Genomic DNA, 24,840 nt, shown 5'->3' with positions numbered 1-24,840 from the left:
TTACGCCTCGATTGTCAGCAGATGGCGTGGTGTGCCACCGAGCACGACCGCGGCTTCGCGGTCCTGGGCAGTCAGGGTCTTCTGGTCAGCTTCGGCGCGGACGTGGACGTCCCCGCGCTTGGCCAGTAGCGCGAGAGCTCGGTCGACTTCGCTCCGGGGCAGACCGCTCAACCGTTCCCGCAGGACGGCCAGCCGTAGCGGCCAGCCGCTCGCCTGCGTCAGCTCCGCATATGCATCCTCTACCTGGCTCGCCACATCGGGCCGGAAGACGTCGGCGAGTGTCTGTACAGTGTCGTCGAGATGGCGCCGCAGACCGGCCAGCACGGCGTACAAAGCACCACCGGCGTAACCGGATCGCGCGGGACGTTCGCGGGATAACTCCTCGGCACACCAAACTGCCCCGCGATCGGTGAGCTCGTGCACGAAGGCACGATTCACCATCGCGCTGCTGACCAGATCGAGTTCGTTGAGGTGCCTGCGGTATTTGCCGTCGAGCTTGATCCCCGCGACCGCGTGTAATTCGGCATTGGTGAGCTCCCGTGCCTCGGCCATCAGGACGAGCAGGACGCAGCGTTCGCTCAAGGTCAACCGGTCGTCTGACATGTCAATCCTGTTCCTTTTCAATCATATTCATGTCGATATTCGGTCGGTAACGGTGAATCCTGCTGCGGTGACGGTGATTCCGGATGCGCGACCGGTCATAGTTCCCGCCGCTCGGACGATGCGGCTGTTGCGGTGGGCCTCGATGGCGGCCTCGTAGTTCCGGCTGTTGCCCAGCGATACGTCGATCAGGCGTGGTCTGCCGGTAGCGGCGCCTTCGACTTCGAGTAGCCCGCGCACCTTGATGTGCCAGCGGGCGCCCCCTCGGTCATCGGACATGCTGATCACAAGCCCTTCGACGATGCCGGCGGTGGGCCCGGTCAACTGATCCTCGCGTCGGCTTCCCCGGCGGATCGCCTCGCCCTGCCCTGGTGGGAATTCCACGGCCTCGTCCTGCTGCGGAATTAACCATGACCAGTGGAAACCCAATTCGAAAGGTGATGTTTCGCCCGGCCCTGCCAGTTCGGCGAGCGCGCCACACTCGGCCGGTGAGACGCCTTGACGAAAGATCTGTTCGAAGGCGCCAGTTTCGGACGAATCCGCTGCCTGCCGCACAGCGGCGGAACTGTGCAGCAGACGCAAAGCCGTTCGCCGTCCGAGTGGATCTGGATCGCCCTCCGCTATCGGGAAGGCGACATCGAGACCGAGCGCTCCTACGCTCGGCGTGAGCAGCGATTGCTCCAGCAGCGCGCCGACTGCAGCCGATGGTGCGTCGCGGCGCGTCGGGCGAGGTTCACCGAGAACTTCTCGCGCGCAGGCCGCGATGAGGTTGCGCACTGCGAGCACCGTGCGCGTGCCCGCCGACAGGGTGACCGACTCGGGATCGCCCGCAGTACGGTAGGCGACGATATCTACAGCGGGGGTGGTCATATCGCGCCAGACAGCGTCTGGCGACCGTTTCTCCGCATCGGCGACGCATTGCACCAGCTCACGCAGGCGGGTCGTCACGTCTGCCGCCGCGTCGGTCGGCGGGACGAGGACATCGAAGTTCTGCCAGCTCCACACACTCGCGCTGCGCCACCGACCGGCGACAGTCCAGCCGTGCCCGCGCAAGTAGGCGGTCACGTTCGCTAGCGCTAGTGTCTGTCTCATCAGCACGTCATCCGGCGGGGAGCGGGGTCTGCTCGATCACGAGTTCGAGCAGGCTGGTCGCGGTCAGGATGTTACTCATCGGGATCTTGACCCTGACGCGTCGGCCGGAATCGGGTGAAGCCACGGTATCGAGGTTGCTGAGCGACACGTAGTAGCCGATATGACGGAGCAATAGTCCAGAGGTGTTCAGATCGGCGTAATGGGCTGCGCTGCGCGGAACATGGACGACGAACAAGTAGCGCGGCACGGTGAAATCTGCGCCTGCGAGCTTATTGAATTGCCGCTGGTTTAGTCCGTCGAAGTTGATCAGACCGTGTCGGGCTTGGAGTGTGGAGACGGTCTTCACCTGTACGTCGATCCGCGGTGAGAATCCACGCGGTGTGCGTCCCGGCAGTTTGATGCACAGATCGACCCCATCGAGGTCGACATCGTCCTGCGACCAGTTCAGTCCCGCAGCCGATGCGAGGACTCGGATGTAGTCGGCACCGAATTTGCCCTGGTGATTACGCGCGTCGAGCACTGAGCCCTCCCGAGCCGCAATCACTCCCATTACTGCTTACGGAATAACTGTAGCCATGCTCAGGCGGAGACCTTGGGTTTCCGCGGAATTGCCTTCTGCCCCAACGGATCAACAGTGAGTCCACAGAATGGGACCACCTGTTCGATCGGGTGCTTGGGACCGGCTGAACTTGCCGAGCGCACACGGGTGAAGTGGGCCCGATGCTTTGGGCAGGGCGCCTGGAAGGGTTGTGGCCCGGCGTCGTCATCGCCCGGATTCGCCGCGGTAACGCGGTAGCAGCGTTGGTGGCACGCGTGAGTGCGAGGAGCCTAGGAGTACACTCCTTAGGGTTGTACTCCTAAGGGGCGAAGGGGGTCGAGAGATGGTGGCGGCGAAGCCGGAGCATGTATTCGATCGGGCTGTCGAGTGGGATGGTCTGGTGTCGTTTGCGTCGCGGTCGGCTGGGACTGCGCAGCTCGGCATCGTGAGTGGTCGTCGGAGGATGGGGAAGACTTATCTGTTGCGTGCGCTGGTCGAGCAGTGCGGCGGGTTCTATTTCGGAGCGACGACTGCTACCGGCGCGGAGTCATTGCGGCAGTTCGGTGCTGCGGTTGCCGAGTTCACCGGTGCCGAGGTGCCGATCTCGTTCAGCAACTGGGATCACGCGATGGCATACCTGTTCGGGCTGGGAGCGCGCGCCTACGCGGACGAACCGATGCTGGTGGTGATCGATGAGTTCCCGTACCTGGTGAAGGCTGTGCCCGAATTGCCATCGCTGGTGCAGCGGGAGGTCGACCGATATCAGACCGAGCCGAGTGGGATCCGGATGCTGCTCTGCGGGTCGGCGATGTCAATCATGGGTGGGCTGCTGGCCAGTAACGCGCCACTGCGCGGGCGAGCTCAGTTGGAGTTGGTAGTCCGGCCGTTCGGCTATCGCGACGCCGCAGAGTTCTGGGGTGTGGCCGCGGATCCAGCGTTGGCGGCACGGCTGCATGCGGTGCTGGGCGGAACTCCGGCTTATCGACGGCAGTTTCTGGCCGACGATGTGCCCGCTACGCTCGATGACTTCGATTCGTGGCTGTGTCGCACGGTGTTGTCGCCATTGAGTCCGTTGTTTCGGGAAGCGCGGTATTTGCTGGCCGAGGAGGCCGAGATCCGTGACACGGCGCTGTATCACTCAGTGCTGGCCGCAGTGGCGCAGGGAAATAACACTCGCGGTGGAATCGCCGGCTATATCGGCCGCAAGTCCGTCGACATCTCCCATCCGTTGACAGTGCTGGAGGATTGCCACCTGCTGGCTCGTGAGCAGGATGCGTTTCGGGCGGGCAAGTCCGTCTACCGCATCACCGAGCCTCTGATCACCTTCTACGAGGCTGTCATGCGCCCGGCGTGGGCGAGGCTGGAAAGTGGTCAGGCGAAGCAGGTGTGGGAGCGGTCGAAGGAGCGGTTCGCGGCTCAGGTTGCCGGTCCGCATTTCGAAGCGATATGCCGGGAGTTCATGCTCGGCGACGGCATCGAACTGCTCGGTCCGGATGCGGGATTCGGTGACGTCGGCGGCGGAGTCGTCACCGACCCGACCGCTCGCAGCCAAGTCCAGATCGACGTAGCCGTCACTCAGGCCGGGGACGGCGGGCACAGGGCGGCGGTGTCGCTGATCGGTGAGGCGAAATGGGGCGTGACGATGGGCGTCAACCATCTGGATCGGCTTGCCCGGGCACGAGAGCTGCTGGCGGGCAGTGGCCGGGAGGTGTCGAGCTGTCGCCTTGCCTGTTTCAGTGGAGTCGGGTTCAGCGAGGCCCTTCGTCTTCGGGCCGACCAGGACTCCGACGTATTGCTCATCGGGCTCGCCCAGTTGTACGGCTAAGTTGCACAAGGCGTTGGGTTCCCGCGTGCATGTCAACGTGTCCCGCTGACTCCGACTCCGGGTAGCAAGTGGGATGCCAGCCCGAAGTCGGTCGAAGCCGAATTCGTCCGCCGGGTGAATGCCCAGGGTGTGCCGTGCACTGTCCGCGACACTCGCGGTCAGGAAGTCGCCGCCGCCTGCGGACAGTTGGCGGCCGAAGGCTAGAGATTGCGGCCTGTGGGGGTGTGGCTGGTCGCTGTCGATCGTGACCAGCGCTCCGGTCAACGAGGTGCGCCGCCGAGGGCATCGAGGCAGAACTGCCACAGGTCGTTACGCACGGTCGGCGATTTCTCGGTCGCGTAGGCGTAGTGGTGATGGACCGAGCGGACCAGTAGTAGCGCAGGCGAGCGATCGGATCCGGAAGATCGCGGGACCGCACGGCAGCGTCTCGAAATTCTTGCGCGACGAGGACCCGAAGCTCGGCCGCAGTACGTCAATTGGTCGGGTCAACTGCCGGGCAGCACGATCGGTTTGATCGAGCCGGGGTCGTGGCGGCCGGTGGTCAGTGCCGCCGCTACTTGGTCGAGGGCGAAGTGTCCGGTGACCAGGCGGTCGAGGTCGACTCGTCCGGTGGCGGCGAGGTCGATGGCGCTCGGCCAGGTGTTCGCGTAGCGGAATGTTCCGGTCAGCTCCAGTTCGTGTTCCTGAAGGTAGGGCAGCGGGAGCGGGATATCGTCGCCGCCCATGCCGACGAGCACCACCCGCCCGGCCCTGGCAACCGTACGTACCGCATCGCCGATCGCCGTGGGATGTCCGGAGCATTCCAGTAGGACATTCGGTTCGAATCCGATGTCGCGCAGTGCGGTACCGCCGACGTCCACCGCTTGTGTGCAGCCCAGTTCGATGGCCAGCGCCAGCCGCTGTGGGTTCACATCGGTGATCACGACCTCGGACGCACCGAAAGCCAGCGCGGTCTGCGCGGTGACGAGCCCGACCGGGCCCGCGCCATTGACCAGCACGCGGTCGCCCGCACTGACCCGTCCCTTCCGGCACGCCCACACGCCGACCGATAACGGTTCGAGCAGGGCGGCTGCCTCATCGGTCAGTGCATCCGGCACCGGATGCGCGAATTCCCGGTGCAGCACCACGTATTCGCAGAATGCGCCGTCGATCGGGGGTGTGCCGAAGAACCGCATGTCCGGGCACAGGTTGTAGCGGCCCGCCCGGCATTGCGGGCAGGTGAAGTCCGGTACTCCCGGCTCGAGCGAGACTCGTTGCCCGAGGTGATGGTGTCGCGCGCCGGTGCCGAATCCGACGACCACACCGGAGGCTTCGTGGCCGAGCACCAACGGTTGGTCGACGACGTAGTCGCCGATCCGGCCGTGCTCGAAGTAGTGCACGTCCGAGCCACAGACACCGACCGCGCTGACCTTGATGAGAACCTCGGCCGGACCGGGGTCGGGTATGGCACGTTCGACGATCGTGATCTTCCCGATCGCTTCCAAGACCGCTGAGCGCATAGGTGTCACTGCCTTTCGTCGCGTGCCAACTCGGCGACCGTCGCCTGGGCGCCACGAGCATGCAGTGCCTGCAGTGCCGTGACATAGGCCTCGACGAATCGGGGTTGGTCGATCAGATCGCCGAATACTGTTCTGTCGCTGAGGAATGCGGTGGGGTCCTCGCGCTGGCGGCGGGCCAGTGGTGTCAGCTGGTCGCGGAGCCGGTCGATGACCTCGATCGGCTCGCCGTGCTCGTCGACGCCTTCGGCATAGCGCGCCCAACCGGCGACAATACTTGCGGCACAGTCGATCTCGCCGGATCCGTCGTGAGCGCCGAGCTGCTGACGGATGACCGGCAGCAGCCATTTCGGGATGCGGTCCGACGATTCGGCGCACAGTCTGGCGATGGTGTCGCCGATCGCGGGGTTGGAGAACCGTTCGATGAGGGTGTGTTTGTAGCGGTCCAGGTCGACGCCGGGCACCGGGCGTAGGGTGGGTGTTGCCTCACGGTCCATGTAGCGCAACAGGAATCGGCGGAAGTCCGGATCCTGGGCCGCCTCGTGTACGAGGCGGTAGCCGCTCAGATATCCCAGGTAGGCGAGTGCCTGGTGGCTTGCGTTGAGCAACCGCAGTTTCATCAGCTCATACGGTGCGACGTCCGTGACGAGCTGCACCCCGACGTCATCGAGGTCGGGACGGCCGAGGGTGAACGAATCCTCCAGCACCCATTGGGTGTACGGCTCGGTCACCACCGGCCACCGATCCTCCAGGCCATAGCGGCGCGAGAGTTCGGCGGACGCCTCGGAGGGTGTCACCGGCGTGATGCGGTCGACCATCGAGTTGGGGAACCGCACCGCACGCTCGACCCAATCACCGAGCTCGCGATCACGCAGCCGCGCGAACGCCCCGAAGGTGGCCCGCGCGATATGCCCGTTGCCCTCGATGTTGTCGCACGACATGACGGTGAACGGCGCGATGCCCCGCGCACGGCGGCGCACCAGCGCCTCGGTCACGAGCCCGAATACGGTGCGGGGCAATCTTTCCGGCGCGAGATCGGCCCGAATCGCCGGATCAGAGGCGTCGAATTCGCCGGTGGTCGCGGAGAAGTTGTATCCGCCCTCGGTGATGGTGAGTGAGACGATCCGGGTTGCCGGATCGGCCAGCTTCTCGATAACTGCTTCCGGATCGTCTGGCGCATAAAGGTATTCGATGATCGAGCCGATCACGCGGGTCCGCCAGGTGCCGTCCGGCTCGATGACCGACAGGGTGTACAGGCCGTCCTGCGCCGCAAGCACATCGCGCATGCGCCGGTCGGCGGGGAGCACTCCGACGCCGCAGATACCCCAGTCGGTCGCGCCGCCCTGCTCCAGTAGCCGATCGATGTACATCGCCTGATGGGCGCGGTGGAACCCGCCGACACCGAAATGGACTATTCCGGTGCGGATCCGGGTGCGGTCGTAGGTCGGCACCGAAACCTCCGGGGCGAGCCCGTCGATCGTGTCGGCGCGTAGCGCCGTGGTTGTGGCCCCGTTCATAACGCCCCTTCGACTGTTGTGTACGTCACATCTCGATGGTAACCTCCTGAACAATAGCTCACCTGCTGAGCAGATGATCACGCATCAATGAGGAGCGCAGTGGCTACCGAAGCATCCCGGCCGGGCAATCCGGACGAGGTCCGGTTGGCATTGCGGGCTGCGCAGCTCTATCACCTCGAAGGCGCGACCCAGGCAGAAATCGCTGCCAAGCTGGGTGTTTCCCGCCCAACCGCGGGACGGCTCATCGCCCGCGCCCGGGCGCAGGGGCTGGTGCGCATCGAGATCAATGTCCCGGACGAGCTGCGCTCGGCCGTGCACGCCGATGTCGAGAGCGAGCTCGAGGCGAGGTTCGGGCTCACCGAGGCGGTGGTGCTCGGTGAGGTGCCCGATCGATCCCAGGCGAGCCTGCTGCCGTTCGGGCGCGCCGCGGTCGGCGTCCTGAACCGCCGATTGCGGCCTGCGGACACCCTCGGATTCACCTGGGGCCCGGACACCATCGCGGTCGCGCATGAACTGTGGACGAAGTCGGCGCGGTGCGCGACCGTTGTCCAGCTGGACGGTTCGATGACCTCGGGTGACTACCAGACCGGCGTGGACTACACACTCGGCCGCTGCGCCATTCAGCTGCAGGCCACCCCCGTTCGGTTGCACGCACCGCTCTACGCGGATCCAGCGACCGTGACCGCGCTGGAACAGGATTCACTACTCAGCCGCGCCATATCTTTGGGGCGCGATGCCGACGTCATGATGTTCGGCGTCGGACCGGTCTCCACCGCCACCACGCTGTTCGAGGGCAGCTATCTCGACACCGCGATCCTCGACGAACTGCGCGAACTGGGCGCGGTCGGCGAAATCGGCGGCCGATTCTTCCACGCCGACGGCAGTGACGTCGCGGGATCCCTTGTCGCCCGGACGGTTTCGGTCGGACTCGACGCCATCCGGGCCTGCCCGACCTCGCTGCTGATTTCCGGCGGAGAGTCCAAGCACGAAGCCGTCCTCGGTGCGCTACGGGGCGGACTGGCCACCATTCTCGTCACCGATATCGAGTGCGCGCGGTGGCTGCTGGAAAAGAAGGAGAGTTCTGGCCGATGAACAGACACCATGCGAAAGCCGCTGCGGCACTGGCTGTCGCGGCCGTGATGGGGGTGGGCGGCTGCGCGGGCGCCGGATCGTTCACCTCCAGCGGCGACACCGTCACCATCGCGATGGTTTCGAACTCACAGATGCAGGACGCCATCGCGCTGTCCGGGGAGTTCGAACGCGAAAATCCCGGGATCAAACTCAAATTCGTCTCGCTATCGGAGAATCAGGCCCGCGCCAAGATCACCGCATCGGTCGCCACCCACGGTGGTGAATTCGATGTGGTGATGATCAGCAACTACGAGACCCCGCAGTGGGCCAAGAACGGCTGGCTGGTCGACCTGTCGAATTACGAGCGCGAGACGCCCGGCTACGACGCACAGGATTTCATCCCTTCCCTCCAGAAATCCCTGTCCTACCAGGGCGATATGTATTCTGTGCCGTTCTACGGCGAATCCTCGTTCCTGATGTACCGCAAGGATCTCTTCGAACAGGCGGGGCTGACCATGCCCGCCGAACCGACTTGGGATCAAATCGCCCAGGCCGCCGCGAAACTCGACGATCCCGCCAGTGGTCGCTCCGGTATCTGCCTGCGCGGTAAGCCCGGCTGGGGTGAATCGCTCGCACCGTTGAATACCGTGATCAACACCTTCGGCGGACGCTGGTTCGACGAGAACTGGCACGCCCAGCTCAACAGTCCCGAAGTGGTTCGTGCCGTCGAGTTCTACATCGACCTGGTGCGCGAACATGGTGAACCCGGCGCGGCCGCCAGCGGATTCAGCGAATGCGCCACGCAGCTGTCCCAGGGCAATACCGCCATGTGGTACGACGCGACCTCGGCGGTCTCGGTGCTGGAAGATCCCGCATCCAGCAAGGTGGTCGGCAAGATCGGGTACGCGCCGGCACCGGTCATGCAGAAGCCGAACTCGGGCTGGCTGTACACCTGGTCGCTGGGTATTCCCAAATCCAGTGAAAAACCCGATGCGGCCTGGAAATTCATCTCATGGATGACCGGCAAGCCCTACATCAAGATGGTCGGCGAGAAACTCGGCTGGTCACATGTGCCACCGGGCAGCCGGATGTCGACCTATCAGATTCCCGAATACGCCGCGGCGTCGAAGGCATACGGACCGTTGACGCTCTCGTCGATGCAGGGGGCCGATCCGGAACATCCCACCGTGGCGCCGGTGCCCTACACCGGAATTCAGTTCCTCGCCATCCCGGAGTTCCAGGATCTCGGAACCCGAGTGAGCCAGCAGATCAGCGCCGCCGTCGCGGGTCGGATCAGCGTCCATGACGCACTCGACCAAGCCCAGCAATATGCCGACGCGGTCGGCCGGTCGTATCGAGGGAACCAGTAGTCATGTCTGAAACCACCACAGCGCCAGCGGCTTCCGAGTCGACCACGGAAACACCATCGCCGATCCTCGCGCGGCGCGACCGGCTCGCCCGGGCCGACGGCTGGCGTCGGCGCGGTCCGCTGCTACCCGCCCTGATCTTCATGGTCGTGGTCACCCAGGTGCCGTTCGTCTTCACGCTGTACTACTCGACGCAATCGTGGAACCTGGTCCGGCCGGGCTCGCGCCATTTCATCGGATTGCAGAACTACGCGGATGTCTTCGGCGACAGCCAGTTCCGGCAGGTGGCGCTCAATACCGTCATCATGATCGTCGGGACCGTCATCATCTCGGTGATCCTCGGGCTGCTGCTGGCACTGCTGCTCGATCGCGCGTTCTTCGGCCGCGGCATCGTCCGCACCCTGCTGATCACACCGTTTCTGGTGACTCCCGTCGCGGCGGCGCTGATCTGGAAGACCACCATGCTGGATCCGGTGTTCGGGCTGGTGAATTTCGTACTGAAACCGTTCGGCGCCGGCCAGATCGACTGGGTAAGCAAGTATCCGCTACCCGCGGTGATGGCGGATCTGGTGTGGCAGTGGACGCCGTTCATGATGCTGCTGATCCTGGCCGGGCTGCAATCGATGCCACGCGATATCGTCGGGGCCGCCCGCGTCGACGGCGCGAATTCACTACAGGTCTTCCGCGAACTCACCCTGCCGCATCTGCGCCGGTTCATCGAATTGGGGGCGGTGCTGGGGGCGATCTACCTGGTCAACACCTTCGACGCGGTGTACATGATGACCTCGGGTGGGCCGGGCATCGCCAGCTCCAATCTGCCCTTCTACATCTATCAGCGCGCCTTCCTCGGTTTCGATATCGGTCAGGCCGCGGCGATGGGCGTCGTCACCGTCATCGCCACCACCATCGTCGCGACGCTCGCGCTGCGGCTGCTGTTCAAGTCCTTCACCGGAAAAGAGGAAGCCGCATGAACGCGCATGCGCTTGCCGACAAACCCACTGCGGCACAGCAGGTTCCGATACGTCGTCGGCGCAACCGGACCGGCCTGCTGTGGGGTGTGCTGGCCTGGGTGATCGGCATCGGAATGTTCTTCCCCGTGCTGTGGATGGTGCTGACGGCGTTCAAACAAGAGGGCGACGCGTATACCGATCCACCGAAACTGTTCTTCACTCCGACACTGGACCAATTCTCCTCGGTGCTGGACAGCGGCATCGGTACCACGCTACTGAACTCCACCTTCGCCACCGGGATGTCGACGATTCTCGTGCTGGCCCTGGGGATTCCGGCGGCGTTCGCGCTGTCGCTGCGCCCGGTGCGCAACACCCGCGACGCGCTGATGTTCTTCATCGGCACCAAGATGTTGCCGATCGTGGCGGCGATCGTGCCGCTGTATGTGATCGTCGGCAATATCGGTCTGCTGGACAACATTTGGGCGCTGGTAATCCTCTATACCGCGATGAATCTGCCGATCGCGGTGTGGATGATGCGCTCGTTCTTCCTAGAGGTGCCCGGCGAGCTGCTCGAGGCCGCGAGTATGGACGGCGCGAGCCTGTGGACCGCGGTGCGCGAGGTGATCCTGCCGCTGGTCTCGCCCGGTATCGCCGCCACCGCACTGATCTGCGTCATCTTCTCTTGGAACGAATTCTTCTTCGCGGTGAACCTGACCGCCGTACAGGCACAGACGATTCCGGTGTTCCTGGTCGGCTTCATCACCGGCGAGGGCCTGTACTGGGCGCGGCTGTCCGCGGCCGCGGTGCTCAGCGCCCTGCCCGTCGTCCTCGCCGGCTGGCTCGCACAGAACAAGCTGGTGCGTGGCCTGTCCTTCGGCGCCATCAAGTAAGGAAAAACTCATGGCCACAATCCATTACGACTCCGCATCGTGTGTCTATCCGGGCGCGGAGACGCTCGCGGTCGACTCACTCGACCTCGATATCGCCGACGGCGAGTTCATCGTCCTGGTCGGGCCGTCGGGCTCGGGCAAATCCACCGCGTTGCGTATGCTCGCTGGCCTGGAGGAGATCGACGGCGGCTCCATCCGCATCGACGGCCAGGACATGGTCGGTGTGTCGTCCAAGGACCGCGATATCGCCATGGTGTTCCAGAATTACGCGCTCTACCCGAACAAAACCGTCGGGGAGAACATGGGTTTCGCGCTGAAGATGATGAAAGTGCCGGTGGCCGAACGCAAACGCCGTGTGGCCGAGGCCGCCGAGCTGCTCGGTCTCACCCCGTATCTGGACCGCAAACCAGCGAAACTATCGGGCGGACAACGGCAACGGGTCGCGATGGGGCGCGCCATCGTGCGCGAGCCGCGCGTGTTCTGCATGGACGAGCCGCTGAGCAACCTCGACGCAAAGCTGCGCGTGCAGACCCGCACCCAGATCGCCGCGCTGCAGCGGCGGCTGGGCACCACCACCGTCTACGTCACCCACGACCAGGTGGAGGCCATGACCATGGGGGACCGGGTGGCGGTGCTGCGCGACGGCCGGTTGCAGCAGTTCAGCACCCCCGCCGAGCTCTACGACCGGCCCACGAACGCGTTCGTCGCCGGATTCATCGGATCGCCGTCGATGAATCTGTTCCGGGTGCCCCTCACCTCCGGTGGCGTCGATATCGCAGGCACCACAATGGAATTGTCGCGCGAGCAGATGACCCGCCTGGCCGAAGCGGGCCTGGACACGGTGACCATCGGCATCCGGCCCGAACAGCTCGAACTCCGGCGCGACGGAACAGGTTTCACGGTCACCGTGGAACTCGTCGAGGAACTCGGCAGCGAATCGTATGTGTACGCGCGCATACCGGGTGCGCCGATCACCGGCCTCGACGGCGAGCCGTTCACCTTCGTCGCCCGCTCGGCGACCCGCGCCCCGGCCAAACTCGCCGAATCGGTCACGCTACAGGTTGGCGACCCCACCTCGGTGCATCTGTTCCATCCCGTGAACGGAACGCGCATCGCGGACTAGGCTGATCACGCGAAGGCAGGCCCAGTCGGTACTCGCGGGATCCGGCCCCTTGTAGACCGGGAGACCGCCCGGCACCGGCTGCCGAAGGCTGATCCGGCGGGACCGCCGAGTGGGCGCCCGCCGGCGTCGGCAGTTGCCCTGACCAGGGGATATGAAGCCGGGGCGAAGAATATTGTTTCGCGACATCTCGTATGGCTACTCGGGGAAGAACGCCGGTGCTGGTTGCCGAGACAGCGATGATGATCGTGTTGGTGGCCCGCCTGCGGGATTCGAGTCCGTCATTTTCTCTGGCGGACACTCAGGACAGCGGGAAGGAAATAGACACATGTTGATGCTCACCCCCACCGCAATCGAGGTCGTTCGCAGCATTACGTCCGCGGAAGGGACGCCGGATGATGCCGGGCTGCGAATCTTTACCTCGGACGGTGCCGAGACGCTGCAGCTCGCAGTCGCCCCGGCACCGGCCGAACAAGACCAGATCCTGACTGCCGAAGGATCACGAATTTTCCTGGACCAGCAGGCCGCCGCCTATCTGGACGACAAGATCCTCGACGCCGGCCTGGACCCCAATGGCCAGGGCACCTTCGTCGTTGCCTCGCAGGACCAGGACATCTCGGGCAACTGAAGGTCGCAGTACTAGGCGGTGGAATCCGCACCCGCAGCGCGTGGTGACCGATGATCGGGTCGACCGGTTCATCGGGGGCCGCCGAGCGCGTCGAGGGTTTGTGCAGGGGTGAGAAGTGCGGGTTGATCCGCAGCGCCTCGGTCAGGGTTGCCGCGGCCCGGTCGGTGTCGCCCAGTGCCGCGAGGATCATGCCGCGATGGTAGGTGAGGGTGGCGCTGTGCCAGCCCAGGGCCGCCGCGCGGTCGGCGTGGCCGATCGCTTCGGCGTCGCGGCCGGCTTTGTGCAGTGACCAAGCGAGCACGTCGGTGGTGATGACGCTCTGTCGGCGGTCGAATTCCAGCTGCGCCAGCCGGACCGCCTCGACCGGGTCGCCGTGGTCCGCGGCGAGTTGGGCGGCATCCGCGTACTCGGTGGTCCCCTGCGCCGCGAGTATCCGATGTTGCTCGGAGACCTCCTGATACCTGGCGGCTGCTTCGGCGGGTCGGCCTGCCGAGTCGAGCAGTTCGCCGAACTCGATCAGGTACTCCGGCAAGGGTGTTCGGGCGGTCAGTGCCGTGTACAGCGTGATCGCCTGTTCGATATCGCCGCGGGCGGCGAGCACCTTGGCCCGGCCCTGCTGCAGTGCCGCGTTGTCCGGATTCGCCAAAAGACCTGAGCGGTACTGGGTTTCGGCCTCGTCGAGCTGCCCGGTGTTGAACGCGAGTTCGCCGAGGTGGTAGCGGCAGAAGGCGATCTGGTCGGCGGTGCTCGCCGCGGCGAGTGCCATCTGCAACGCGCTGCGGGCGTCGTCGGTGCGGCCGTGCAGTTCGAGGTTGTAGGCGGCGCGGGTGAACGACGGCACGCCGGGATGTAAGTCGAGCATCCGCTGGACCGCCGCGGTCGCGGCGTCGGTGTCACCGAGTTGGGTCAGCGCGTCGACCAGGACGCCGTACACATCGGCACTGTTCGGCCGCAGTGCGACGGCTTGTTCGGCGAAGCCGCGAGCGGCGGTGAAGTCGTGCCGGGCGTTGGCGAGTGCGCCGAGTCCGATCAGTGCTTCGGCATTGGCTTCGGGTTTCAGCGCCAGCGATCGGTCTAGTGCCCGCTGCGCCTCGCCGTAGTTGGCCGGGTCGCCGCTGATGCGGGCCAGTTCGACATAGGCGGCGCCGAGACCGGCCCAGGTGGTGGCATTGCCGGGCATTCGATCCAGTTGTATCCGCTTCTCTGCGATCTGTGCTGCCAACCCATCGGCGGGGCTGGTGTGGGCCGGGGCAGCGGTGGATGACCTGTTGGGCAGGAGTGCGGTCGTCCCCAGAATGGCGGCGATCAGGCCGGCGATGACGAGCAGGACGAGTGCGGTTTTACAGTGTGTGCGAGAACGACTTTGAGACATGGCGAACCTTCGGGGCATGCGGAGTTGAATGCAGGTGGGTGATCGTCCGGGTGGGCGGTGGTGTCGGTCCCGCCCACCCGGATAGGGATTGCCGGGTGAGGACCCGTCAGCCGACTCGTCGACGTCGCATCAGCAGCCAGCCGCCGCCACCTACCAGCGCGGCGGCACCGACACCGCCGGCGGCGATCGGCGTCCATGACATGCCGTCGTCGCCTTGCTGGGACGCGGCGGGTGCGATTCCGTTCGGCGACGTGGATGTGGCCGCGGGCGCGGTCTTGTCCCGCGACGGCAGCGCGACGTACGGGAAGTTGCCCGCGAACGACACGTCATTGGCATCGACCTTGTCCCCGGTCGCGAGTGCGTCGACCAATTTGCCGGTCTGCGCCGCGCCCACCATGGCCTGCACCGCGATATCGACCACATCGTCGGTCAGTCGCCGACCATTGGGGAATCCCTGCAGGTCACCGCCGAGTACGCCGAGCCGATTGGGCTGCGCCGTCACCGGCACCGACATATTCAGCCGCAGCATCTCCGACGGTTGGAACGCCAAGGGCTGGACGTCGGCGTTGAGAACCTGCGAGTTCAGGTCCGCCTGGATGGGCGGTGCGCTGTTGTCCAGTGTCGGAGCCTTTTTCGCGATTCCGGTAAGGAAGATCTCCACCAGGTCGTTGCGCGGGGTGGCCGGTGCCGGAACCTGGTAGATCGAGTTGATCAACTTCGGCAGCTCGGGATCGGTGACCCGCTGGACCACTTCCGGAATCGTCGCGTCCTTGCTCGGTGAAAGCCCGTTGAACGCGTCCTTCAGCCCGACCGGAACGACTACCTCGTTCACGAGTGGATTGCCGAGCCGCGACACCTGCACGAAGTCGCCGACCGGCGTGGTCGCACCGGGGCTCAGCTGCATCGAGCGGCGCTCGGTATCACTCCATACCCCGATCACCGGATTGCGCGCCGGGTCGTTCTTCAGCGCGAGATCGCGCATCGGCACCTGCAGCACAACAGTATTGACGTTGTACCCGCGCAGCGTATCGGTGCCGACCTCGGACAGGTTGCCGCCGTAGAGCAGGTCGAATACGCGCAGGTCGAGGAAGAACGGATCCTCCGCGGAACCGACGTACACCGTGCCGCCGCCGGGCAGCTGCTGGGTTGCCTCCTTGCGCAGCGCGCCGTAGTCGGGCATCGAGGCCGGCCCGGTGAACGAAGGCGCTGCTTGGCCGTGCGCGATCGGGCGCCAGTCGTTCACGCCCTGACTGATCGACAGCGTGTAGTTCTGGCGGAAGAGCAGGTTCTCGTCGCGCAGGCTGGTGACCGGTCCGTTGTTGTAGAGGAAGGTAGTGCCGCCGCGCCGATCGTCGGTCGTGAAGCTGACCCGGTAGCTGAGATCGGGTTTCCCGTTGCCGTCGTTGTCGATATTGAGGTCGTAGTTGGCCTCGGTGGCCCAGGGGTAGAAATTCGGTCCGCCATTGGGTTCCTGCAGCCCGAACCAATTGGCGATGATCGTCACCGTATCGGGCTTGTCGGGGCTGATGAACGCGTACACGTCGGTGTTGTCCACCGCCGGATCGGCGGCGATCAGCGGGGCTTCACGGTGGCTGGAAGCGTTGGCGATCGGCAGCGTGAGGCCGCCCGCGGTACCGCTGAGCACGACGACACCGACCGCCAAAAGAGCGCCGGCGGCACGACTTCGGATGCCGCGCCGAGATGTTCGGGACATGAGATTTCCTTTGATAGGAGACGGTGCAGCCAATGGTGAATGCGAGACCCGTCTCACTACATCGGTCGATCGACCTATCCCGGCAGACCGCATGCCATCGCACACCGCCCGACTCGGCTCGGCGCAGAGGTATCCCGAAACCAGCTGGCCGAGGGGCGCCTGTCGTAGGATTCCGCAGACAGCCGGTCGAGGTTCGGGACAACTACGAAGCCGATCAGGTGTTCGCCCAGCGAATACTGCAGGTCGCGCCGGACTCGCGAGCATTGGCCAAGATGAGCCGCCGATTTCTGCTGCAGGGCGTCCGCACGGCCGCCGAATCCGGTGTCCGCCAGTTCATCGATATCGGTGCGGGCGGTTCAGCGATCGACTTGTTCGGGGTAGCGGCGCCGTAGGCGGTGGATCGCATCGTTCATATGCTCGATGAGCAGGGTGCGGGCGCGGGGTTTGGGGCCGGCTCCGATCGCCTCGCGCAGGTCGACGTGTTCCTGGGCTTGTTCGCGCAGGTCCGGATACGTTGTTTGCAAGGCGCCCAGGCACATTCGGGTTTCGATGAGTAGGGTGCGGGCCGCGCGGACCAGGCGCGGGCTGCCCGCGCTGTCGACCAGGGCCTCGTGGAAGGCTTGGTCGGCATCGGATACGCCTGCGGCATTGCCGCTTTCGGCGTGGGCGCACATATCGGTGACGCTGGGGCCGAGGGCGGTGTAGGCGATATCGCGGCGGCCGTCGAGGATCAGGGCGAGCGCGCCGCCTTCGATGGCGGTTCTGGCCCGGTAGATATCGACGACATCGTCGACGGTCAGTTCGATGACGAAGATGCCGCGATTGCGGATGCTGTACAGCAGCCCCTCGGAGAGCAGCCGCTGCATCGCCTCGCGCACCGGACCGCGCGACACCCCGAACCGGGTCGCGAGGTCGGCCTCCCCGAGTTGGACGCCGGGCGCGAGATTGCCGCGCATGATGGCCTCGCGCAGTCGGTCGGCGATCATCTCCGCGGTCGACTGCTGGTGCACCGGCTCGAAATCAATGACCGACATAGGAGTGCCCTTCCGCGAAAAGAGTGCCGAGCGAAGCGGCCGGCGCGGTGCTGCCGACCAGTCGCAGGCCCTCCCAGATGGTGACCTGGTTGGCGGTCAGCACCGTCTTGCCAAGGGCGGCTTCCAGTTCCGGCAGTACCGCGAGGGTGTGCATCGCGGTGTCCGGAATCAGCAGCGCCTGCGCGTCGGGGTGATCGTTGGTCACCGCGAGCTCGCGTACCTGCGCGGGCGTGAGGGTGCCGACCTCGGCGGCGGTGTCGATACCCGCGCTCGACAGCGAAACCACCTCGATGCCGGCGTCGGCCAAGAACTCGACGAACAATCGCGCGACCTCGTCCGGATAGCTGGCGGCGATGGCGACGCGGCGCACGTCGAGTGCCCGCGCGGCCGCGACGAAGGCGAGGCTGGTGCTGGACGCCGGTACTTCCGCCGCGTCGGCCAAGGCGCGCGCCTGATCGCGCGCACCCTCCGGTCCATAGACGAAACTGCCCGAGGTGCAGGCCCAGACGACCGCGTCCGGTTGCTGCGGCGCGAGCAGCTCGGCGCCGTGGCGCAGCTTGTCCGGGCTGCCCAGATCCAGCAGTTCGGGAATGGCGTGCAGATCGGTGCCGTAGATGTGCGCCACGGGCAGTCGCGCGCCGAGGACCGCCGCGGCCAGCGGGTAGTCGTCCTCGGCCGCGTGGTCGGGATAGATGAAACCGACGGTGGGTGCCTGCATACTTCTTCCGATCAGAAAACGTTGAGTAGCCACTTCCCCGGACCGGTCATCGGCAGCTTCATCCGCCCCAGGCACGCCCACATGGTGAGCTGGTTCGCGGTGAGTACGGGCTTGCCGAGGGCCTGTTCGAGTGGCTCGATGACGTCATAGGTGGGCAGGTTGGTACAGCTGACGAAGATGGCCTGCGCCGCTGGGTCGTCGGCGCCGACGATGCGTTCGGCGATGGTGCGGTAGTTGACCTTCCAGATGCCGCCACCCAATCCGAGGTGGTCGGAACGGATTACCGTGCAACCGGCCTCGGCGAGGAAATCGTGCAGCTTGTGCGTGAGGATTTCGTCGTAGGGCGTGAGCACGGAGACGCGACTGATATCCAGATGCCGAATGGCCTCCACGAGTGCGCCGGAGGTGGTGACGGCGTCTTGCGCACCAGCCCGGCAGATGGTGTCGCGCAGGGACTTCTCGTAGTCGAGGCCCCTGATGAAGCTGCCCGAAGTGCACAGGTACGCAACAACTTCGGGCTCCACGTGCAATACGTCACGGGTCGCCGCGGTCAGGTGCGCGGGATTGGACACCAGCTCGGCCATCGCCATCGAAACCGGGACCGGTTCGTAGGGTGTGCGGGCGAGATGCAGGCTGACATCCAGCGGCGCCCAGCGCCAGAGCTCTCGTTCGAGCGCGAGGTCGAACGGCGCGATGATCCCGATACCCCGCTGTGCGACGGGACCTTCGATATCGGGAAAGCTGAGTTCCAATGCGGCCCCTCTCGCGCTCAGCCGGTAGACCTCCGAGAACGGTCGGATTGTTGACAATCATACGATGCGATTTTAGTGTGTCAATGTGGAACAGGGCCCGATTGTCACCGTCCTGCACAGTGACAGTGTGCCCGGCGCGGACCTCATGGCCCGGGTGGCGGGTCGGGCCGACGTGCGCTACACCGAAGCCTCCGGGCTCGCCGACGCCCTGCGCGGTGCCGAGGTGCTGTTCGTCTACGACTTCCTGACTCGCGCGGTGCCCGACGCCTGGCACGCGGCCGATCGGTTGCGCTGGCTGCATATGGGATCGACCGGGGTGGATCCGGTGATGTTCCCCGAATTGCGGGAAAGCGAGGTGGTCGTCACCAACACGCGCGGCGTATTCGACACGGCCATCGCGGAATACGTGCTGGGCCAGCTCCTCGGTTTCGCCAAGGATCTCGGCGGATCGCTGCGCTTGCAGCAGCGCCACGTTTGGCGCCACCGTGAATCCGAGCGGATCGTGGGCGCGACCGTCCTCATCGTGGGGACCGGCACGATCGGCCGCGCCATCGCGCGGTTGCTGCGTGCCGCCGGGATGACCGTGCGTGCGGTGGGCAGGCGCGCGCGGACCACCGACCCGGATTTCGGCAATATCGGCGCCGACCTGCTCGCGGAACTCCCCGCGGCCGACTACGTCGTGGTGGCCGCACCATTGACGCCGCAGACCCGGAAGATGTTCGATGCCAGGGCATTCGCCGCGATGAAACCGCATGCCAGGTTTGTGAATGTCGGGCGTGGGGAACTCGTTGTGACCGACGACCTCGTCGCCGCGCTCAGTGCGGGATCGATCGCCGGGGCGGCGCTGGATGTAGTGGATCCGGAGCCGCTGCCGACCGGGCATCCGCTGTGGGATCTGCCGAATGTGCTCATCACTCCGCACAATTCGGGTGACTTCATCGGCTGGCGCGCCGAGATCGTCACAGCGTTCACTGAGAACTTCGACAAATGGATCACTGGCCTGCCGTTGGACAACGTGGTCGACAAGGAGCTGGGGTACGTGCCCGGCTGAAGGAGTCATGCCATGACCTATCCGGACCTCAACAGCGCCACTCACCCCGCGGCGATGACCGCCGTCGAGTTGGTATCGGCCTACGCGGCCGGAACTCTGTCGCCGGTCGAGGCGACCGAAGCGATCCTGGAGGCCATCGCGGCCCGCGACGGCGCGTTGAACGCCTTCTGTCTGGTCGATCCCGATCGAGCACTGGTGCAGGCCAAGGAATCCGAGGCGCGCTGGAATTCCGGCTATGCCCGCGGCCTGCTCGACGGCGTGCCGATTTCGATCAAGGACATCTTCCTCACCGAGGGCTGGCCCACCCGGCGCGGCTCCACCTCGGTCGATCCGAGCGGACCCTGGCCGGTGGACAGTCCGGTCGCGGCCCGGCTGCGCGAGGACGGCATGGTGTTCCTCGGGAAGACGACCACACCCGAGATCGCGTGGAAGGCAGTCACCGACAGCCCGCTGACCGGTATCACTCGTAACCCGGCAGATCCTTCGACGACAGCGGGCGGTTCGTCGGGCGGCAGCGCCGCGGCGGTCGCGGCGGGCATGGGCCCGGTGTCGGTCGGCACCGACGGTGGCGGCAGTATCCGCATTCCGGCCGCGTTCTGCGGCATCGTCGGCTTCAAGCCGACGCACGGGCGGATTCCGCTGTATCCCGCGAGCCCGTTCGGTCCGCTGGCGCATGCGGGACCGATGACACGGACGGTCGAGGATGCGGCGCTGCTGATGGATATTCTGTCGCTGCCCGATCCGCGCGATCCGACCGCGCTGCCGCCCACCGTGACGACCTTCCGCGGCCAGATGCTGCGCGACGTGCGCGGGCTGACCGTCGCCTACTCGCCGACCCTCGGTTATGCCGAGGTCGACCCGGAGGTCACCGCCATCGTGGACGCCGCGGTGCGGCGGCTGGGCGAGGCCGAGCTGCGGGTCACCGCGGCCGATCCAGGCTTCGGTGATCCGCGCGAGGCGTTCGAAGTGCTGTGGGCCGCCGGTGCGGCGACCATGCTGGCGAAATTCCCGGACGGCACGCGCGAACGGATGGACCAGGGTCTGCGCGCGGTCTGGGAACGCGGCGAATCCGTCAGTGCCGTCGAATATCTCGACGCCCGCGCGGTAGCCGCCCAACTCGGCATCGCCATGGGCGCCTTCCACGCCACCTACGACGTGCTGATCACCCCGACGATGCCGATCGCCGCATTCGAGGCCGGCCACGATGTTCCACCGGGCAGCGACCTGACCAGCTGGCCGCAATGGACACCATTCACCTACCCCTTCAACATGACCCAGCAACCCGCGATCAGCATCCCCGCAGGCACCACCCGCGCCGGCCTACCGGTCGGCCTCCAAATCGTCGGACCACGCCACTCCGACGACCTCGTCCTAGCCCTCGCCCGCTACGCCGAACACGTCCTCGCCTCCTGAAACCCCAGCTGGACAAGCGATCACCATGCGCTGGTGCAGGCAAACGTCGACCCTGCACCAGCGCGTGCTCGACATTGCCGGGGGCTGTGGATCTAGCGGTGTTTCCGGCCTGATTCGCTGACTGATGTTCACCGGGAAGGTGCCGTGATGACGACAGCGACTGTGATGCGTGACGTGGCCTGGGGCGCGGGGTGGATGTTGTGTTGTCGGCGATCGTGATGTGTGCCGCCGCCGCGATATTCAGGTATCGCGGCGGCGGCTGTTTCGGGTGCGAGGGTAGTTCCGAGTCGATTTATGCGCGGGCGAAGGCGAGGGTTTCGCCCTGGACGCCGTGTAGCCACAGCGTGTTGCAGGCAGTGGCGAGGTCGGTGAGGCCGGTTTCGATGGTGGCGAAGACATTGCCGGGGACCCAGCCGACGTCGCCGTTGAGAAGTAGGTTGTTGCGGCCGTAGAAGAGGGCCAGGTCGGTTGCGCCCTGCTCGTGGTGTGCGGTCGAGCCGGGCTCGTAGCCGTAGGCGGGGTTGCCGATCTCCCACGGTTCGAAATCGAACAGGCACACATCGCCGGGGATGGGGGTGACGGTCGGGTTCTCGCGGTGCGGGGCCGCGCCGATCCGGGGTACGAGGGTGTACACCTCGTTGCGGGCGTACTTGGCGTGGAATGCATCGCCCTCCTGCGGCAACGCATTCCAGACCGCGTCGCATGTCCTGGGCGCTTCCGCGTCGAGCAGGCGGGCGCGGCAGGTCACGCCCGCCTTGGTCAGCGTGATGGTGATGTAGCGGGTCATCGGTCCTGCTTCCTGGCCATCGCCGGTGAGCTGGGCGGGTAGGGGGCAGTGCTGCGTAAGGTTTTACAGCTCGGCGAGAACTGCCGACCAGATCGCGAGCGCGTCGTCGATCTGAGTGTCGGTCACGATCAGCGGCGGGATCATCCGCACCACGTTCATATGCGCACCGCAGGTGAGCAGCAGCAGACCCTTCTCGACCGCGAGCCGTTGCGCGGCCGTGGCGGTTGCGGTGTCGGGTTCGCCGGTCGCGGTGGTGAATTCGAGGCCCGCGAGCAGTCCGAGACCACGGATATCGCCGATCGCCTTGGTGGCACTCGCGCGCAGGCCCGCGAGTAGCTGCGTGCCGCGCGCGGCGGCGTTGTCCACCAGTCCTTCGGATTCGATGACGTCGAGCGTGGCGATCGCCGCCGCGCAGGCGACCGCATTGCCGCCGTAGGTTCCGCCCTGGGATCCCGGCCATGCCTTGGCCATCAGTTCGCGCGGTGCCGCGATGCCCGACAACGGGAATCCGCTGGCCAGGCCCTTGGCGATGGTGATGATGTCGGGCCGGACTCCGAAGTGCTGATGTCCGAAGAACTTTCCGGTCCGGCCGAAGCCGGTCTGGATCTCGTCGAAGACGAGCAGGATGCCGTGCCGGTCCGCGCGTTCGCGCAGCCCACGGAAGAACATGCTGTTGCCGGGGATGTACCCGCCCTCGCCCAGCATCGGCTCGACCACGAACGCGGCGGTCTCGGCGGGGGAGGTGACGGTGGCGAAGAGATAGTCGAGCTCGCGCAGCGCGAAGGCGGTGGCCTCCGCCTCGGTCCAGCCGTAGCGGAACGCGGTGGGAAACGGTGCGACGTGCACACCGGACATGAGTGGGCTGAATCCGGCGGAGAAGCGGGTGCCCGAGGTCGTCATGGTCGCCGCCGCGACGGTGCGGCCGTGAAATCCGCCGTGGAAGACAACGATATTCGGCCGCCCGGTCGCCTGGCGGGCCAAGCGCAGCGCGGCCTCGATCGCCTCGCTGCCGGAGTTGGCGAAGAACAGCGAGTCCAGACCTTCGGGCAGCACGGTGCCGAGCCGTTCGATGAGCTGGAGCATCGGTCGATGCATGACGGTGGTGTATTGGCCATGGATCAGGCTCGCGACTTGGGCTTGGGCCGCGGCGACCACACGCGGGTGACAGTGCCCGGTGCTGGTCACGCCGATGCCCGCGGTGAAGTCGAGATAGCGCCGTCCGTCGGTGCCGTACAGGTAGCAGCCCGCACCGTGATCGACGGTGACCGGGGTGGCTTGTTTGAGGACGGGGGATAGCTCGGTCATAGTGATCCGCCTCCCGGGGAGCGAAGCTACAGATTGTCGGATTGTTGACAATATGAATATCATGGGCGCTGGGGTCGCAGCAATGGCCGGAGGCTGCGTCAGCAAGGAAAGGAGCCCCTGCCATGCTCACCGAGACCACCCTGACCGCGGCGGAACGCGCCGCGATCGACTCTGTGCCAACAGGTCTGTACATAGGCGGACAATGGCGCGGCGGGTCCGGCTCGCTGCCGGTCACGGATCCGGCGACCGGACAACTGCTATGCGAGGTGGCCGACGCCGACGCGATCGCCGGACTGGAAGCGCTGGCCGCCGCCGATCACGCCCAGGCGGAATGGGCGCGCACGCCGCCGCGGCAGCGCAGCGATATCCTGATGGACGCCCACCGGGCGCTACTCGCCGACACCGAACGTCTCGCATTGATCATGACCCTGGAAATGGGCAAGCCGCTGGCCGAAGCCCGGGGTGAAATTGCCTATGCCGCCGAGTTTTTCCGCTGGTTCGCCGAGGAGGCCGTCCGTCTCGACGGCGGCTACCTACCCGCGCCCGCGGGCGGATCGCGCTTCCTGGTGACCAGGCAGCCGGTCGGGCCCAGCCTGCTCATCACGCCGTGGAATTTCCCGCTGGCCATGGGCACCCGCAAGATCGGACCGGCACTGGCCGCTGGGTGCACCTGCGTGGTGAAACCCGCTGAGCAGACACCACTTTCGATGTTGGCGCTGGCCGACATCCTGGATCGGGTCGGTGTGCCCGCCGGTGTCGTGAATGTGATCATCACCGCCGACCCGAGCGCGGTGATGACGCCGCTCATTCTGGACAGTCGCTCCCGCAAGCTGTCGTTCACCGGCTCGACCGCCGTCGGGAAATCGCTGCTCGAACAGTGCGCGCGGACCGTGATGCGCACGTCGATGGAGCTCGGCGGCAACGCGCCGTTCATCGTGTTCGACGACGCGGATCTCGACGAGGCCGTCGAGGGCGCGATGGCGGCGAAGATGCGCAATATCGGGCAGGCGTGTACTGCGGCGAATCGAATCTTCGTGCAGCGCAACGTCGCCGAAGAATTCGCCGCGCGACTGACCGCTCGCCTGGCGGCGCTGCCGGTGGGGCGCGGCACCGAACCGGGTGTCGTCGTCGGTCCGCTCATCGATGCCGCCGCGGTGGCGAAGGTGGAGAGTCTGGTCGCCGACGCCCTCGGTCGAGGCGCCACCGTGCGCACCGGCGGCGTCGCGCTGGACGGCCCGGGGAACTTCTATCCCGCGACGGTACTGACCGATGTCCCGGACGACGCCGAGATGTGCCACACCGAGATCTTCGGACCGGTCGCGGCGATCGGCGTCTTCGACACCGAAGCCGAGGTCATCTCCCGCGCCAACGACACGCCATACGGATTGGTGAGCTACGTCTTCACCGAAAATCTGCGACGCGGATTGCGGGTCTGCGAGGCGCTGGAATCCGGGATGGTGGGGTTGAATCAGGGGGTCGTATCGAATCCGGCCGCCCCGTTCGGCGGTGTGAAGGAATCGGGGCTCGGCCGCGAAGGCGGGCTCACCGGCATCGACGAGTTCCTGGAGACCAAATACATCGGAGTACGACTGTGAATGCT

At 65.8% G+C, this 24,840-nt stretch carries 22 protein-coding genes and 1 pseudogene; 11 read left to right on the top strand and 12 right to left on the bottom strand.

What is annotated here, in order from left to right; genetic code table 11:
* Genes OG874_RS23780 through OG874_RS23770 form a run of 3 tightly spaced genes read right to left on the bottom strand, consistent with a single transcriptional unit; the run spans position 1 to position 2,212 of the window.
* Complete coding sequence (locus OG874_RS23780; protein ID WP_330249356.1) at positions 1-603, bottom strand: hypothetical protein; 603 nt, start codon at positions 601-603, stop codon at positions 1-3.
* Positions 604-630: 27 nt separating this feature from the next.
* Positions 631-1,692 carry a hypothetical protein gene (locus OG874_RS23775; RefSeq protein WP_330249355.1) on the bottom strand — a complete coding sequence of 354 codons (1,062 nt, stop codon included), beginning with the start codon at positions 1,690-1,692 and terminating at the stop codon, positions 631-633.
* A 7-nt stretch (positions 1,693-1,699) separates the two neighbouring features.
* A complete protein-coding gene (locus OG874_RS23770) occupies positions 1,700-2,212 on the bottom strand; it encodes a DUF4365 domain-containing protein (RefSeq protein ID WP_330249354.1) in 513 nt (170 codons plus the stop codon).
* Between the two features lie 481 nt (positions 2,213-2,693).
* On the opposite strand from OG874_RS23770, the gene OG874_RS23765 reads away from it, so the two are divergent.
* Both OG874_RS23765 and OG874_RS23760 read left to right on the top strand, forming a co-directional pair.
* Positions 2,694-4,055, top strand: coding sequence for an AAA family ATPase (locus tag OG874_RS23765; RefSeq protein WP_330249353.1), 1,362 nt, complete (start codon positions 2,694-2,696; stop codon positions 4,053-4,055).
* Positions 4,051-4,259: pseudogene (locus OG874_RS23760) on the top strand (23S rRNA (adenine(2503)-C(2))-methyltransferase RlmN); the annotation flags it as partial. The gene OG874_RS23765 and the pseudogene OG874_RS23760, both read left to right, overlap by 5 nt.
* A 281-nt stretch (positions 4,260-4,540) precedes the next feature.
* On the opposite strand, the gene OG874_RS23755 reads toward OG874_RS23760, so the two are convergent.
* Entirely contained in the window at positions 4,541-5,554 is a 1,014-nt protein-coding gene (locus tag OG874_RS23755; RefSeq protein WP_330249352.1) for an NAD(P)-dependent alcohol dehydrogenase, read from the bottom strand.
* Positions 5,555-5,559: 5 nt separating this feature from the next.
* Positions 5,560-7,068 (bottom strand): mannitol dehydrogenase family protein, encoded by a 1,509-nt coding sequence (locus tag OG874_RS23750; RefSeq protein WP_330249351.1) that lies wholly within the window; start codon positions 7,066-7,068, stop codon positions 5,560-5,562.
* A gap of 87 nt (positions 7,069-7,155) precedes the next feature.
* Here OG874_RS23750 and OG874_RS23745 point away from each other — a divergent pair, with 87 nt between their 5' ends.
* Genes OG874_RS23745 through OG874_RS23725 form a run of 5 tightly spaced genes read left to right on the top strand, consistent with a single transcriptional unit; the run spans position 7,156 to position 12,469 of the window.
* Positions 7,156-8,160, top strand: a complete 1,005-nt coding sequence (locus OG874_RS23745) for a sugar-binding transcriptional regulator (protein WP_442943081.1) — start codon at positions 7,156-7,158, stop codon at positions 8,158-8,160.
* A complete protein-coding gene (locus OG874_RS23740; RefSeq protein WP_442943079.1) occupies positions 8,157-9,509 on the top strand; it encodes an ABC transporter substrate-binding protein in 1,353 nt (450 codons plus the stop codon). Before OG874_RS23745 ends, OG874_RS23740 begins: the two co-directional genes overlap by 4 nt.
* A gap of 2 nt (positions 9,510-9,511) precedes the next feature.
* Complete coding sequence (locus OG874_RS23735) at positions 9,512-10,477, top strand: carbohydrate ABC transporter permease (RefSeq protein ID WP_330249349.1); 966 nt, start codon at positions 9,512-9,514, stop codon at positions 10,475-10,477.
* Positions 10,474-11,346 (top strand): carbohydrate ABC transporter permease, encoded by an 873-nt coding sequence (locus OG874_RS23730; RefSeq protein ID WP_330249348.1) that lies wholly within the window; start codon positions 10,474-10,476, stop codon positions 11,344-11,346. The genes OG874_RS23735 and OG874_RS23730 overlap by 4 nt, the downstream gene beginning before the upstream one ends.
* A gap of 10 nt (positions 11,347-11,356) precedes the next feature.
* Positions 11,357-12,469, top strand: a complete 1,113-nt coding sequence (locus tag OG874_RS23725) for an ABC transporter ATP-binding protein (protein WP_330249347.1) — start codon at positions 11,357-11,359, stop codon at positions 12,467-12,469.
* Positions 12,470-12,882: 413 nt separating this feature from the next.
* On the opposite strand, the gene OG874_RS23720 is transcribed toward OG874_RS23725, so the two are convergent.
* Positions 12,883-14,466 carry a tetratricopeptide repeat protein gene (locus tag OG874_RS23720; RefSeq protein ID WP_330249346.1) on the bottom strand — a complete coding sequence of 528 codons (1,584 nt, stop codon included), beginning with the start codon at positions 14,464-14,466 and terminating at the stop codon, positions 12,883-12,885.
* Between the two features lie 106 nt (positions 14,467-14,572).
* Positions 14,573-16,180: a DUF4331 domain-containing protein gene (locus OG874_RS23715; RefSeq protein WP_330249345.1), complete on the bottom strand. Its 1,608-nt coding sequence runs from the start codon at positions 16,178-16,180 to the stop codon at positions 14,573-14,575.
* Between the two features lie 32 nt (positions 16,181-16,212).
* Here OG874_RS23715 and OG874_RS23710 point away from each other — a divergent pair, with 32 nt between their 5' ends.
* On the top strand, positions 16,213-16,572 hold the full coding sequence (locus OG874_RS23710) for an SAM-dependent methyltransferase (protein ID WP_330249344.1): 360 nt from the start codon (positions 16,213-16,215) through the stop codon (positions 16,570-16,572).
* On the opposite strand, the gene OG874_RS23705 is transcribed toward OG874_RS23710, so the two are convergent.
* From OG874_RS23705 to OG874_RS23695, 3 genes are read right to left on the bottom strand one after another with little or no spacing between them, the layout of a single operon-like run.
* Entirely contained in the window at positions 16,537-17,214 is a 678-nt protein-coding gene (locus tag OG874_RS23705; RefSeq protein ID WP_330249343.1) for a GntR family transcriptional regulator, read from the bottom strand. The two genes, OG874_RS23710 and OG874_RS23705, sit on opposite strands and share 36 nt — an antisense overlap.
* Positions 17,201-17,932 carry a maleate cis-trans isomerase family protein gene (locus tag OG874_RS23700; RefSeq protein WP_330249342.1) on the bottom strand — a complete coding sequence of 244 codons (732 nt, stop codon included), beginning with the start codon at positions 17,930-17,932 and terminating at the stop codon, positions 17,201-17,203. The genes OG874_RS23705 and OG874_RS23700 overlap by 14 nt, the downstream gene beginning before the upstream one ends.
* Positions 17,933-17,943: 11 nt before the next feature.
* Positions 17,944-18,684, bottom strand: coding sequence for a maleate cis-trans isomerase family protein (locus OG874_RS23695; RefSeq protein WP_330257387.1), 741 nt, complete (start codon positions 18,682-18,684; stop codon positions 17,944-17,946).
* 85 nt (positions 18,685-18,769) lie between these two features.
* Between OG874_RS23695 and OG874_RS23690 the strand changes: the two genes are divergently transcribed.
* Together OG874_RS23690 and OG874_RS23685 are read left to right on the top strand one after the other, a co-directional pair.
* Positions 18,770-19,735 (top strand): D-2-hydroxyacid dehydrogenase, encoded by a 966-nt coding sequence (locus tag OG874_RS23690; RefSeq protein ID WP_330249341.1) that lies wholly within the window; start codon positions 18,770-18,772, stop codon positions 19,733-19,735.
* Between the two features lie 12 nt (positions 19,736-19,747).
* The gene (locus OG874_RS23685; RefSeq protein ID WP_330249340.1) at positions 19,748-21,148 is read left to right on the top strand and encodes an amidase; all 1,401 of its coding nucleotides are present in this window, start codon (positions 19,748-19,750) and stop codon (positions 21,146-21,148) included.
* 292 nt (positions 21,149-21,440) lie between these two features.
* On the opposite strand, the gene OG874_RS23680 is transcribed toward OG874_RS23685, so the two are convergent.
* On the bottom strand, positions 21,441-21,935 hold the full coding sequence (locus tag OG874_RS23680) for a DUF3830 family protein (RefSeq protein WP_330249339.1): 495 nt from the start codon (positions 21,933-21,935) through the stop codon (positions 21,441-21,443).
* A gap of 63 nt (positions 21,936-21,998) precedes the next feature.
* Positions 21,999-23,240, bottom strand: coding sequence for an aspartate aminotransferase family protein (locus tag OG874_RS23675; RefSeq protein WP_330249338.1), 1,242 nt, complete (start codon positions 23,238-23,240; stop codon positions 21,999-22,001).
* Positions 23,241-23,362: 122 nt separating this feature from the next.
* Between OG874_RS23675 and OG874_RS23670 the strand changes: the two genes are divergently transcribed.
* Positions 23,363-24,835 carry an NAD-dependent succinate-semialdehyde dehydrogenase gene (locus OG874_RS23670; RefSeq protein WP_330249337.1) on the top strand — a complete coding sequence of 491 codons (1,473 nt, stop codon included), beginning with the start codon at positions 23,363-23,365 and terminating at the stop codon, positions 24,833-24,835.
* Positions 24,836-24,840 lie beyond the last annotated feature (5 nt).

The organism is Nocardia sp. NBC_00565, from assembly GCF_036345915.1.
Lineage (GTDB): Bacteria > Actinomycetota > Actinomycetes > Mycobacteriales > Mycobacteriaceae > Nocardia.
The sequence above is the reverse complement of the archived record's forward strand: the minus strand, read 5'-3'. Positions and strand labels throughout refer to the sequence as shown.